Origin of the sequence: Pseudoxanthomonas sp., from assembly GCF_035999195.1 — a bacterium.
Lineage (GTDB): Bacteria > Pseudomonadota > Gammaproteobacteria > Xanthomonadales > Xanthomonadaceae > Pseudoxanthomonas_A.
Map to the genome: position 1 here is coordinate 2192450 of NZ_DASYGY010000009.1, position 12189 is coordinate 2204638.

At 70.3% G+C, this 12189-nt stretch carries 16 protein-coding genes; 9 read left to right on the forward strand and 7 right to left on the reverse strand.

Going from position 1 to position 12189, the window contains the following annotated elements:
* Positions 1–12: 12 nt before the first annotated feature.
* Positions 13–396: a YchJ family protein gene (locus VGN58_RS17220; protein ID WP_327484393.1), complete on the reverse strand. Its 384-nt coding sequence runs from the start codon at positions 394–396 to the stop codon at positions 13–15.
* 103 nt (positions 397–499) lie between these two features.
* Positions 500–1105 carry a GTP cyclohydrolase I FolE gene (gene folE / locus VGN58_RS17225; RefSeq protein ID WP_327484394.1) on the reverse strand — a complete coding sequence of 202 codons (606 nt, stop codon included), beginning with the start codon at positions 1103–1105 and terminating at the stop codon, positions 500–502.
* 225 nt (positions 1106–1330) lie between these two features.
* Here folE and dcp point away from each other — a divergent pair, with 225 nt between their 5' ends.
* From dcp to VGN58_RS17240, 3 genes are all read left to right on the forward strand, one after another.
* Positions 1331–3478 carry a peptidyl-dipeptidase Dcp gene (gene dcp, locus VGN58_RS17230; protein WP_327484395.1) on the forward strand — a complete coding sequence of 716 codons (2148 nt, stop codon included), beginning with the start codon at positions 1331–1333 and terminating at the stop codon, positions 3476–3478.
* 163 nt (positions 3479–3641) lie between these two features.
* Positions 3642–4055, forward strand: coding sequence for a hypothetical protein (locus VGN58_RS17235; protein WP_327484396.1), 414 nt, complete (start codon positions 3642–3644; stop codon positions 4053–4055).
* 54 nt (positions 4056–4109) lie between these two features.
* Entirely contained in the window at positions 4110–5315 is a 1206-nt protein-coding gene (locus VGN58_RS17240) for a glycosyltransferase (protein WP_327484397.1), read from the forward strand.
* Between the two features lie 90 nt (positions 5316–5405).
* Here the strand turns inward: VGN58_RS17240 and VGN58_RS17245 are convergent, their stop codons facing one another.
* Complete coding sequence (locus tag VGN58_RS17245; protein WP_327484398.1) at positions 5406–6302, reverse strand: LysR family transcriptional regulator; 897 nt, start codon at positions 6300–6302, stop codon at positions 5406–5408.
* 99 nt (positions 6303–6401) lie between these two features.
* Here VGN58_RS17245 and VGN58_RS17250 point away from each other — a divergent pair, with 99 nt between their 5' ends.
* Together VGN58_RS17250 and VGN58_RS17255 are read left to right on the forward strand one after the other, a co-directional pair.
* Positions 6402–6788 carry an Atu4866 domain-containing protein gene (locus VGN58_RS17250; RefSeq protein WP_327484399.1) on the forward strand — a complete coding sequence of 129 codons (387 nt, stop codon included), beginning with the start codon at positions 6402–6404 and terminating at the stop codon, positions 6786–6788.
* Between the two features lie 25 nt (positions 6789–6813).
* The gene (locus tag VGN58_RS17255) at positions 6814–7290 is read left to right on the forward strand and encodes a nuclear transport factor 2 family protein (RefSeq protein WP_327484400.1); all 477 of its coding nucleotides are present in this window, start codon (positions 6814–6816) and stop codon (positions 7288–7290) included.
* Between the two features lie 62 nt (positions 7291–7352).
* On the opposite strand, the gene VGN58_RS17260 is transcribed toward VGN58_RS17255, so the two are convergent.
* Entirely contained in the window at positions 7353–7901 is a 549-nt protein-coding gene (locus VGN58_RS17260; RefSeq protein ID WP_327484401.1) for a YdeI/OmpD-associated family protein, read from the reverse strand.
* Positions 7902–7932: 31 nt separating this feature from the next.
* Positions 7933–8103, reverse strand: coding sequence for a hypothetical protein (locus VGN58_RS17265; RefSeq protein WP_327484402.1), 171 nt, complete (start codon positions 8101–8103; stop codon positions 7933–7935).
* A 57-nt stretch (positions 8104–8160) separates the two neighbouring features.
* On the opposite strand from VGN58_RS17265, the gene VGN58_RS17270 reads away from it, so the two are divergent.
* Together VGN58_RS17270 and VGN58_RS17275 are read left to right on the forward strand one after the other, a co-directional pair.
* The gene (locus tag VGN58_RS17270) at positions 8161–8781 is read left to right on the forward strand and encodes a hypothetical protein (RefSeq protein ID WP_327484403.1); all 621 of its coding nucleotides are present in this window, start codon (positions 8161–8163) and stop codon (positions 8779–8781) included.
* 10 nt (positions 8782–8791) lie between these two features.
* Positions 8792–9217 carry a hypothetical protein gene (locus VGN58_RS17275; RefSeq protein ID WP_327484404.1) on the forward strand — a complete coding sequence of 142 codons (426 nt, stop codon included), beginning with the start codon at positions 8792–8794 and terminating at the stop codon, positions 9215–9217.
* A 7-nt stretch (positions 9218–9224) separates the two neighbouring features.
* Here VGN58_RS17275 and VGN58_RS17280 read toward each other — a convergent pair whose 3' ends face one another.
* Complete coding sequence (locus VGN58_RS17280; RefSeq protein WP_327484405.1) at positions 9225–9734, reverse strand: DUF421 domain-containing protein; 510 nt, start codon at positions 9732–9734, stop codon at positions 9225–9227.
* A gap of 19 nt (positions 9735–9753) precedes the next feature.
* A complete protein-coding gene (locus tag VGN58_RS17285; RefSeq protein ID WP_327484406.1) occupies positions 9754–10095 on the reverse strand; it encodes a cupin domain-containing protein in 342 nt (113 codons plus the stop codon).
* Between the two features lie 253 nt (positions 10096–10348).
* On the opposite strand from VGN58_RS17285, the gene VGN58_RS17290 reads away from it, so the two are divergent.
* Both VGN58_RS17290 and VGN58_RS17295 read left to right on the forward strand, forming a co-directional pair.
* On the forward strand, positions 10349–11443 hold the full coding sequence (locus VGN58_RS17290; RefSeq protein WP_327484407.1) for a sensor histidine kinase: 1095 nt from the start codon (positions 10349–10351) through the stop codon (positions 11441–11443).
* Positions 11440–12189, forward strand: coding sequence for a LytTR family DNA-binding domain-containing protein (locus VGN58_RS17295; RefSeq protein ID WP_327484408.1), 750 nt, complete (start codon positions 11440–11442; stop codon positions 12187–12189). Before VGN58_RS17290 ends, VGN58_RS17295 begins: the two co-directional genes overlap by 4 nt.

Genomic DNA, 12189 nt, shown 5'->3' on the forward strand with positions numbered 1-12189 from the left:
CCTCGTGCACGCTCAGGCGTGCTCGCCATCCAGGTAGTACCAGCGCCCTTCCTGGCGCACGAAGCGGCTGCGTTCGTGCAGGCGTACCGCGCGGCCGCCGCCGATGCGGTAGCGCGCCACGAACTCCACCTCGGCCGTGTCCGGCCCGGTGACGCGGTGCGCCTTCACCGTCAGCCCGAGCCAGGTGGTTGCAGGCGCTCCCGGCGTGTCTAGGCCGAGTTCGGCCGGACGGGTGTCGGGATGCCAGCTGGTGCGCAGGTAGTCCGCATCGCCGCGCACGAAGGCGCAGTAGCGCGAGCGCATCAGCGCCTCGGCATCCGGCGCCGGCTCACCGGCGTGGTAACGGCCGCAGCAGGCAGCGTAGTCGCGTGCGGTGCCGCAGGGGCAGGGGCTCACGGGGAGTGCTTCCTGTGGGAGCGACGTAAGTCGCGAAGGGAACGCCGCGGCAGTCCATCGCGACTTACGTCGCTCCCACACCGGTCATCAGGCATTCCCGCCCTCAACGCCTGCCGTGACCGGTCTCGATGAACCGCAGGAACTCCGCGCGCGTGCGCGCGTCCTCGCGGAAGGTGCCCAGCATCTTGCTGGTGATCATGCTGACGCCGCGCTTGTGCACGCCGCGCGTGGTCATGCATTCGTGCGCGCCGTCGACGACCACCGCCACGCCACGCGGCTGCAGCACGTCCTGGATGCACTGCGCGATCTGCGCGGTCATCTTCTCCTGCACCTGGAAGCGGCGCGCGTACACGTCCACCACGCGGGCCAGCTTGCTGATGCCGACGACCTTGCCGTCCGGCAGGTAGCCCACGTGGGCGCGGCCGATGATCGGCGCCATGTGGTGTTCGCAATGGCTCTCGAACTCGATGTCGCGCAGCACGATCATCTCGTCGTAGCCGGCCACTTCCTCGAAGGTGCGCGCCAGGTACTCGCGCGGATCCATCTGGTAGCCGCTGAACCAGTCGCGATAGGCCTTGGCCACCCGCTTGGGCGTATCCAGCAGGCCTTCGCGGGTGGGATCCTCACCCGCCCATTCGAGCAGCACACGCACCGCATCCTCGGCCTGCGCCTGGGTGACCTTGCCGGGATTGTCGGGAGACTGGCTCATCGCATCGATTCCTGCGGGGGGCGTGGAGGATAACGCATCTGTCTGGCCGGGCCCTTACGGCACCACCGTCGCACTGGATGCAGTCTGCGCGCTTTCGCCCGACGCGGCGGCACGGCCAGGCGTCAAGTGAGACTCGCCAAACCGGGTGCGCGGGCGCACGCTACGCATGCCTCTGCCTGACGGGCATTCCCGTCGTCTCGCCATCGCCTGTTCCGGAGTTCCTCCATGCTGCGTACGCTGTTGCTGTCCTCCGCCATCGCCGTCGCCCTGTCCGCCTGCGGCGACCGCCCCGCTGCCGAATCCGCCATGCCCGCCACCACCGCCACGCCCGCCGAAAGCGCGAACCCCCTGCTCACCGCCAGCACGCTGCCGTTCCAGGCGCCGCCGTTCGACAGGATCAAGGACGCCGACTACCAGCCCGCCATCGAGGAAGGCATGCGCCAGCACCTCGCCGAGGTACGCAGGATCGCCGACAACGCCGAGCCCGCCACCTTCGCCAACACCTTCGAGGCGCTGGAGCGCAGCGGCGCGCTGCTGACACGCGCGAGCAGCGTGTTCTTCGCGATGGCCGGCGCCCACACCAATCCCGCCCTGCAGGCGGCCGAAGAAGCGCTGGCGCCCAAGCTGGCCGAGCACAGCGACAGCATCCACCTGGATCCCAAGCTGTTTGCCCGCGTGAAGTCCGTCTACGACCAGCGCGACACGCTCGGCCTGACGCCCGAGCAGAAGACCGTGGTCGAACACACCTACGACGGCTTCGTGCGCGCCGGCGCGCAACTGTCGGATGCCGACAAGGCCGAGCTGCGCAAGCTCAACAGCGAAGAATCCTCGCTGACCACCGCCTTCGGCACCAAGCTGCTGGCGGCCGGCAACGCCGGTGGCGTGTTCGTCGCCGACAAGGCGACGCTGGACGGCATGGACGAAGGCGGCATCGCCGCCGCGGCCGACGCCGCCAGGGCCGCCGGCAAGGAGGGCCAGTGGTTGCTGAGCCTGCAGAACACGACCCAGCAGCCGGTGCTGGCCTCGCTGAAGGATCGCGTGCTGCGCGAGCAGGTGATGGCCGCCTCGCTCGGCCGTGCCGAGAAGGGCGACGGCAACGACACCCGCGCGACCATCCAGCGCCTGGCGGAACTGCGTGCGCGCAAGGCGCAGCTGCTTGGCTTCCCCACCTACGCCGCCTACAGCATCGCGGACCAGATGGCCGGCACGCCCGAGGTCGCGCTGAAGCTGCTCACCGACACCGTGCCGGCCGCCACCGCACGTGCGCGCGCCGAGCTGGCGAAGATCCAGGGCGTGGTCGACGCGCAGCAGGGCGGATTCACCGCCGGCGCGGCCGACTGGGACTTCTACGCCGAGCAGGTGCGCAAGGCCGAGTTCGACCTGGACGAGTCGCAGATCAAGCCCTACTTCGAGCTGGACCGCGTGCTGAAGGACGGCGTGTTCTTCGCCGCGCACGAGCTGTACGGCATCACCGCCAAGGAGCGCAAGGACATCCCGGTCTACCACCCGGACGTGCGCGTGTTCGACATCATGGATGCCGACGGCAAGCAGCTGGCGCTGTTCTACCTGGATCCGTTCAAGCGCGAGAGCAAGCAGGGCGGCGCGTGGATGGGCAACTTCGTCGAGCAGAACGGCCTGACCGGCGACATCCCGGTGGTCTACAACGTGGAGAACTTCACCAAGCCCGCCGCCGGTCAGCCCGCGCTGCTGAGCTTCGACGACGTGACCACGCTGTTCCACGAGTTCGGCCATGCGCTGCACGGCTTCTTCTCGAAGACGCAGTACCCCAGCGTGGCCGGCACCAACGTGCCGCGCGACTTCGTCGAGTTCCCCTCGCAGTTCAACGAGCACTGGGCGCTGGATCCGAAGGTGTTCGCCCACTACGCCAGGCACCACCAGACCGGCGAGGCGATGCCGCAGGCGCTGGTCGACAAGATCGTCAAGGCGCGCACCTTCAACCAGGGCTACGCCACCACCGAGTACCTGTCCGCCGCCCTGCTCGACCTCGCCTGGCACCTGCAGCCGGCCGGTGCCGGCAAGCAGGACGTAGACGCCTTCGAGAAGCAGGCGCTGGCGACGTACAAGGTGGACCTGGCCGCGGTGCCGCCGCGCTACCGCACCAGCTACTTCAGCCACATCTGGGGCGGCGGCTACGCGGCCGGCTACTACGCCTACTTCGGTGCGGAAGTGCTGGACCACGACGCTTTCCAGTGGTTCCGCGAGAACGGCGGCCTGACCCGGCAGAACGGCCAGATCTTCCGCGACAAGGTGCTGTCGATCGGCCACTCGCGCGACCTGGCCACCGCCTACCGCGAGTTCCGCGGCAAGGATCCCAGCGTCGAGCCGCTGCTGGAGCATCGCGGGCTGAAGTAGGCACGCGCCGCATCGGCGACACGAAGAAGGCCCGCTTGCGCGGGCCTTTTTTTTTGCCTGCATGCGCCTGTGCGGATGAAGGCGCGATGGTTTGTCGTACATGGGTGTACGCACTAGAGTCGGCTGCATGCATCGACACCACGATCATCCGGGAGGACAGGCGATGACGGACACCTCCGTCGGCAGGCAGGGCACGGAGCGCCGTCCCGTTCCCTTCCACCTGCTGGGTTTCCTGCTGTTCGCTCCCCTCCTGGCCTGCGCAGGCCCCGAGCTGACACCGGGCTACTCGCGGGACGCGGTGCAGCCTGTCGTCGTGCAGGCGGGCACTGCCGGCGAAGCGCGGATCCGCTTCGTATCGCCACCGGAAAGCCTGTACTACGCGGCCGGCGTGTCCTACCGCGCGACGGGCGATGAGCTGCACATCGCCATCGACCGCTGCCCGATCCGTGGCGATTGCGGGACGATGGCGAAGGGAACTCTGCTCGACGACGGGCGCACGACCGAGGTCCGCGTGCCGCTCGACGGCAAGCGTCTTGTCCTGCTCCATAGCGACGGCGCGCAACTGTTCCTTCCCTGACGGCGGCATGCGGCATCGACGCAGCGTGAATCGCGCCGCGCTTATCCTGCGCGGATGAAGCTGCTGATCATCACCTACGGCACCGAGGGCGACACGCGCCCGCTGGCCGCGCTGGGCCATGCGCTGATGCAGGCCGGACACGAGGTCGAGCTGCTCGGCGATGCCAGCACGCTCGGCATCGCGCAGGCGCTCGGCGTGCCGTCGCAGGCGCTGGCCGGTGACATCCGCGCGACGATCGTCGCCGACGGCGCGATGCGCGACATCACGCGCAACCTGGCCCGCCTCACCATCGCGCACAGCGGCGACTGGTTGCGCCAGGCGGTCGACGCCGGCCGCGGCTGCGACGCCATCATCGTCTCCGGCCTTGCCGTCTTCGTCGGCCTGTCGGCGGCCGACGCGCTGGGCGTGCCGGCGATCGGCGCGATGCTGATCCCCATCTCGCCGACCTCCGCGTTCGCCTCGCCGTTCCTGCCCTTTACGCCGCCGCGCCTCTTCAACCACGCCAGCCATGTGCTGTTCGGCCGGCTGAGCTGGCAGCTGTTCCGCAAGGCCACCAACCGCGCACGCGCGGACAAGGGATTGCCGCCGCGACGCTCACTGTGGACCGACCACCCGATGCTGTACGGCGTTTCGCCCGCACTGGTGCCGCGTCCTGCCGACTGGCCGGAGAATGCGCATGTCTGCGGACAGTGGATACCGCCGCTGGCGACGGCGTTCGCGCCGCCGGACGATCTGCTCGCCTTTCTCGATGCGGGCGAGCCGCCGGTCTATGTCGGCTTCGGCAGCATGGCCGGCTTCGACAACGTGCGGCTGGTGGACGCCGTGGTCGGGGCGCTCGGCGAGCGTCGTGCGCTGTTCCATGCCGGCTGGAGCGGCATCGAGGCGTCGCGTCTGCCGTCGAGTTTCCATCCGGTCGGCCACGTGCCGCACGACTGGCTGTTGCCGCGCTGCGCGATGGCGATCCACCACGGCGGCTCCGGCACCACGCACTCCGCCTGCCGCGCCGGCATCCCCTCGGTCATCGTGCCGTTCGCCGGCGACCAGTTCTTCTGGAACGCGCGCCTGCGCGAGGCGGGCGTGATGCGGCATGCATTGAAGGGCGCCTCGATCACAGCGTCCTTCCTGCGCGATGCCGTCGCCCATGCCGACGGCGCCGCTGCGAAGCGGGCGGCCGCTGCGCTGGGCCGGGCCATGCAGGACAAAGAGGGTCTTGCGATGGCGGTCGGCCTGGTGGAGCGGTACGCGTACGCTCAACGCTGACGCCTTGCCTCGCGCGCACGGCACCTGCCATCGCATCGCCGGATCTGCGGCATGGCGCGGCGCATGCGGCGGACCGCCATCGCGCCACGACTACGATGCGTCGTTGAAGGCGCGCACATGCGCCACAAGTGCGCGCAGTTTCGGCGGCGGGTTGTGGCGGCTGGGGTAGTAGAGGAAGAAGCCGGGAAACGCCTGCACGTAGTCCAGCAGCACCGGCACCAGCGCGCCGCTCGCGAGCCAGGGCAGGAAGCACTCTTCCGGCGCGAAGGTGATGCCGCCGTCGGCCAGGGCGGTGCGCAGCATCACCTGCAGGTCATTGGTGGTGACCTGCGGGGCGACTTCCACGGCGAACGCGCGGCCGGCCTCGCTGAATTCCCAGCGGTGCGGCGCCACCTGCGGCGCGCGGCGCCAGCCGATGCAGCGGTGCGACGCCAGCTCGCGCGGATGCGTCGGCGTGCCGTGCCGACGCAAATAGGCCGGTGAGGCCACGGCGATCTCGCGCTGCGGGCCGCCGACCGGAATGGCGATCATGTCCTGCTCGATCACTTCGCCCAGGCGCACGCCGGCATCGAAGCCGGCCGCGACGATGTCGAATTCCTCGTCGGTGACGGTCACATCCAGCGTGATGCCCGGATACGCCTCGGCGAAGCGCGCCACCAAGGGACCGGCCAGGAAACGCTCGGCGATCGAGGTGACCGCCACGCGCAGCAGTCCCCGGGGCGGACCGTCGCCCTGCACGTCGTCCAGCGCCTGGCCGATCATCGCGAGCGGCGTGGCGATCCGGCGATGCAGGCGCTCGCCGGCCTCGGTCAGCCGCACGCTGCGGGTGGACCGCTGCACCAGCGCGATGCCGACGCTGTCTTCGAGCCGGCGGATCGCCTGGCTCACCGCCGAGCGGGTGACGCCCAGCCGGTCGGCCGCCGCGCGGAAATTGCCGGCCTGGGCCACCGCATCCAGGACGCGCAGGAGAGTGAGATCGGGTTCCATAGTCCAGTCATGCTAACCAATCTGGTTAGCAGCAGGCGGATTCTCTCGACAGCGGCCGGGCATTACGGTGTTCGCACACCCCGTCCGGAGATGACCGCCATGACCTCCCGTTCCCCCGACACCCTGCGCCGCCGCGCCCTGGGCGCCACCCTGGCCCCGACCCTGCTCGCCGCCTCCGGCCTTGGCGCCACGGACGCCGCCACCCCCGCCGAGCCACCCCACCCTTATGTCGGCATGTGGGTCACCGCCGACGGCCGCGTCCGCCACGAACTGCTCCCCAATGGCCGCTACGACGAAGCCCGCGGCCAGCGCGAGAGCGCCTACCGGGGCCGCTACACGATCACCGGCCACCACATCGACTACGTCGACGACACCGGCTTCACCGCCGACGGCGAGTTCATCGACGGCGTGCTGTACCACGGCGGCATGGTGCTGCGCCGCGCTTCCGTGCCGAAACACCCGCGCGCCACCCGCGACGCCGACTGATCCGTCCACGCCAAGGAGATTCCCCATGACCCTCCGTCCCCTGCTCCGCCATGGCCTGATCGCGGCCGCGCTGCTCAGCGCACCGGCCCTGGCCACCGATGCGGCGTCCACCATGGAACAGCAGAACGCCGCCCGGACCCGAGCCGCGTTCGACGCGTGGCGTGCCGGCACCGGCACCGTCTTCGACCTGCTCGATCCGCAGGCCGTCTGGACCGTCGCCGGGCACAGCCCGGTGTCCGGCACCTACCGGTCGAAGCAGGTCTTCATGGACCGCGCGGTCGCGCCGATCACGGCCCGCCTGGCCACGCCGATCACGCCCGACGTGAAGCACGTGATGGCGCAGGACGACGCGGTGGTCGTCCTGTGGGACGGCACCGCGACCACCGTCGAGGGCGGCACCTACCGCAACAGCTATGCCTGGCACATGGTGTTCGACGAAGGCCGCATCGTCCGCGTCACCGCTTTCCTCGACACGTGGGCGCTGCAGCAGTTGATCGAGTGACGGCTGCGACGCACCGCCGCCGTGATGCGGTCCGGTGCGCTGGGGCGATGAGAGGCGTGGCGTCAGTCCGCCGCGACCGGCGCGCCCATGTTGCCCTTGCTGTAGATGCCCGAGCGGTCGAAGCAGCAGGCGCGGCGCTTGCCGGCGGCGAGCATGTCGCAGGCCGTGGCGATGCGCTTCACGCGCGTCTCGGCCTTCTTGCCCGACGTCATCCAGTGGATCCAGTCGCGGCGCGCCACCGGCGTGAGGCGGGTCCACACCGCCTTGGCTTCCGGTGCGGCGGCGAGCGCCTTGCGGATATCGGGCGGCACCACCGGTTCGGGTTCTTCCTTCACCGGTGCGATGACCAGGGCGACCTGCTCGCCGGCCGCGACGCCGGCGGCTTCGCGCAGCGTCTTCTCGACCTTCAGCCAGTGGCTGCCTTCGCCGTCGGGCTGCAGCGTGGCCTGGAACGGCTGGCCCGCGAACGTCCCCGCCACCGTCGTCATGCCGCGCGCCGGCAGCCTGGCGCTGGCCGCCTGGGGCAGCACGAGGAAAGTCCACGCGGCGCCGGCCGGTTCGGCGGGACGATGCAGCGTGGCCGTGAAGCGGATGTCGGCGGCGGTACCCATGCCGGCATGGTAGCGCCGGAGCGCACACCGTTCACGCGGATCGCCGGCGCTGCGATGTCGGCGTCATGCGATTGGCGGCGCGGCCCAATGACGCAAGCCCATCGACATCGAACAGGTTGACCGTGTCGAGGACGGGCAGCGCGGTGCGTTGCCTCGCCGTCTCCGTTCCGCGTTGTGAACGTGGTGCATGCAGGTTCGTCACCTCGTGTTTCCTCCTGCAGGCCTAAAAACAAGGCTCTTCCACCACAGGAGTCCCGCCATGGCACGTTCCGGCCACGTCAACAAGGCGCAAGTTCACGAACTGCTGCTGCAGGCGCTCGAGACCGAGCGCGGCGGCATCCGGATCTACACCGCGGCGATCGAAGCGGCCGTCAACAAGGACCTGAAGAAGGAATGGGGCGAATACCTGAACGAGACGCGCACGCACGAGGAGATACTCACGCGCGTCTTCGAACAGCTCGGCATGGACACCGAGGAGGCCTCGCCGGGTCGCGCCGTCGTCGCGCACCAGGGCGCCTCGCTGGTGAAGGCCATCCAGATGGCCATGAAGCACGACACACCGGACGCCGCCGAACGGGTGGCCGCCGAGTGCGTCGTGCTGGCCGAAACCAAGGACCACCAGAACTGGGAACTGATCGGCAAGGTCGTCGAGCAGGGCGGCGAACTGGCCAAGGTGCTCGAGCCCGCCTACAAGGCCGTCGAGAGCGACGAGGACCACCACCTGTACCACACGATGGGCTGGTGCCGTGAGCTGTGGATCAAGTCGCTCGGCATGCCGGCCGTGCTGCCGCCACCGGAAGAGGTCAAGCAGGTCGAGACGGCCATCGGCGCTTCGCGCGCCGAGCAGGCGCGCGAGCAGATGCTCGGCCGCAAGCACTGAGATCGCCCGCATGTCCCATCCCGGTGCGCCCGCCACCCACCCCGTCAGCGACGTGGTGCCGGTGGATTCCGAGCTGCTCACCTTCGGCATCGAGGTGTTCCAGGCGGTGATGGCGGGCGCCATGCCGGTGGACGACTATGACGGCGCCGACCTGCCCTGCATCGGCATGGACGCGATCAGCCGGCAGGTCGGTGGCCACGGGCTGACGCCGCAGGAAGAGGCGTCGCTGGTCCTGCGCGTGGTGGCCTTCGGCGATCTGCTGGGACGGGCCGAGCACGACACGCGCATCGCCGGCCACGTGGCCCCCGCCCATGCCGGCGGCTACCAGATCACCACCGCCTTCCTGCAGGCCGCGGCGGGCGCGGACATCGTGCGCCGCGACGACGGCGGTTTCGCCTACGACCTGGAAAGCGTGGCGGCTCGCCTGGTGCATTGAGCGCCCGTCAGGCGTCGTCGCCGCCGGCGCGCTCCTTGCGGCGGATGAAGGTGATCTCGCCGGAGGACTCCAGCACCGCCAGCGCGATGTCACCGAGCGTGGCGTAACCGGCCGAGCGCCGGGCGATGGCGAAGTCGTGCTCACTCAGTGACTGGCGCGCCAGTTCGTCGCGGAACAGGTGGCCGTGGCGCACCAGGATCACCGGTTTTCCCTCCACCATCTCGTCGAAGCGGCGCGAACGCGAGGACAGCTTGCCGACGCTCCAGTTCAGCCCCAGCAGCGTCGCGGCCAGGATCAGTCCGCCCAGCAACGACGTGTCCTCGCCGATCAGCGAGTTCTGCACGGCCGTCCCGAGCAGCACCACCACCAGCAGGTCGAACGGAGTGAACTGGCCCACCGTGCGCTTGCCGCTCAGGCGCACCATCAGCAGGACCACCACGTACACCGCGACGGCCCGCAGGACGAATTCCCACCAGGGCATGCCGAGGTCGAACAGGCTGCGCGCCACGCTTTCCATCGTCGTCACCTCGTCCGTGTCAGGGCCGGCCCGCCGGGCGCTCGTCGCCTTCCGGCGTGTACGCGGGCGGTGAATAGAAGTTCACCGTCTTCAGCGGCGTGCGGCCGGTCGCGCGTATCTCGTGCCGCTCGCCCCGCTCGATCAGCAGCAGGCTGCCGGGCCGCAGCGCACGCCGCTCGCCTTCGACGATGGCCACACCGTGACCCGCGGCGACGAACAGCCACTGGTCCGCGCCGCGGTGGCGATTGTCCGGCCCGCCTTCGCGGTCCCCGGGCCGGATGACCATCTGCGCCGCCTGCACGCCGTTGGCCTCGAACAGCGGAAGAAAGCCGATGCCCATGCGGAGATGCCGGGATTTCATGGTCGTCGTGCCAGGGTCTGCAGGGGGCGCCAGCATCGGCCGCCACGCGTGCAGGAGCCGTCAACGCGCCACACTCGTCGACATGCGCGCCGGGGCGACGGCCCGCACCGGTGCGGCGCACCGGAGTACCGGGCGGGCGCAGGGTCGCCGGCGGACGTCCGCATACCATGATGGAATGGGAATGCCGTGGCGCGGTACACGGCCGGACCCTCGCGGCCGTTCCCCGTTCCGTCCCCAGGCCTGCCGATCGCCCATGACATCTTCCGTCCCGCGCCATGCGCTGCCTCCCTTCTGGCTGCCGGTCCTTGCCGGACTGCCGCTGGGGGCGTGCCTGCTGCTGATGGCATTGCCGATCCTCGGCCATGGCAATGCGACGCTGTCGCGCACGCTGTACCTGGCGGCGTTCGTGCTGTGGCTGCTGCCGCTGACCGCGATGCAGCGCGGCATGTGGCGTCGCGGCGTGGCGGGCTGGAAGATGGCGGTGGCGCTGCTGCTGGCCACGTATGCGATGGCGCTGGCGACGCGCCTGCTGAGCATGGCGCTGCAGGCGTTCCTGTCCGGCGACGTGACGCGGCTGCTCCAGCCCGGTGTCGTCGACCCGACCCTGATCTTCCGTGGGCTGGAAGGCGCCTGGCTGGTGCTGGTGGCGTACTGCGCGATCCACGCGGTGGTGACCTACTACGCGGCGCTCCGGCACGAGCAGGCGGAACACCTGGCGGCGCGCGCGCTGGCCCGCGACGCGGAACTGCGCGCACTGCGCTACCAGCTGCAGCCGCACTTCCTGTTCAACACGCTCAACGCGATCTCCACCCTGGTCGCCGAGGAACGCGGCAGCGAAGCCCGGCAGGTGCTGGCGAGACTGGGCGATTTCCTGCGCGCGGTGCTGGAGGCGCGCGCCAGCCACGAAGTGGCGCTGGCCGAGGAGATCGCCATGACCGAGGCCTATCTGGAGGTGGAGAAGGCGCGGCTCGGCCGGCGCCTGCAGCTGTCCTGGCAGGTCGGCGACGGCGTCCTGGGGGCGCAGGTGCCGGCGCTGTTGCTGCAGCCGCTGGTGGAGAACGCGATCCGTCACGGCATCGCGCCACGCCGCACGCCCGGCCGCGTGGACGTCCACATCGCGCGCGAGGGCGCCCAGCTGGAAATCCGCATCGACAACGACCTGCCCCCGCCCGAGGAAATGCCGACGACCACGGACCTGCTTCGCACGGGCGTGGGACTGGCCAATGTGCGCGGCCGTCTTGCGCAGCTGTATCCCGGTCTGGCGCGCGTGGAAGCCGGCATCGTGGCCGGGCGGTACCGCGCGCGGCTGCTGCTGCCGCTGCGTCCCGCGCCGGAGGCCGGCACGTGATCCGCGTCTGCGTGGTCGACGACGAGCCGCTGGCGCGTCGCGGGGTGCTGTCGCGGCTGGCCGCGTTCGACGACGTGCAGGTGGTGGGCGAATACGAGGACGGCACCACGGCGCTGGCCGGCCTGCAGGCGCGACCGCCGGACCTGGTGTTCCTGGACGTGCAGATGCCGGGCATGAGCGGCCTGGACGTACTGGCGGCGCTGCCCGCGCACCAGCGGCCGCTGACGATCCTGCTCACGGCGCACGAGGGCTTCGCGGTGGCGGCGTTCGCGCTGAACGCGGTCGACTACCTGCTCAAGCCCATCGACGACGCCCGCCTGGCCGAAGCGCTGGCGCGCGCACGCCGGCTGCTGCGGCTGCGCGAACTGGAGACGGCAGCGCCGGCCGGCATCGGGCTCGCGCCGACGCGGCACCTGCAGACGTTCACCGTGCGCATCGGCCATCGCACGCGCCTCATCCGCGCCGACAGCGTGGCGTGGATCGGCGCGGACGGCGACTACGCCGTGCTGCATGTCGGCGAACGCACGTACATGGTGCGCGAGTCGCTGCACCAGCTCGCCACGCAGCTGGACCCGGCACGATTCGTGCGCGTGCACCGTTCCTCGATCGTGCGGGTGGACCAGGTGGCCGAGATCCAGCCCCTGAGCAACCGCGATGCCATGCTGAGGTTGCACGACGGCACGCCGGTGCGCGTCAGCCGCACCTATACCGACGCACTGCTGCAGGCGCTGCACGCGCGCAGCTGA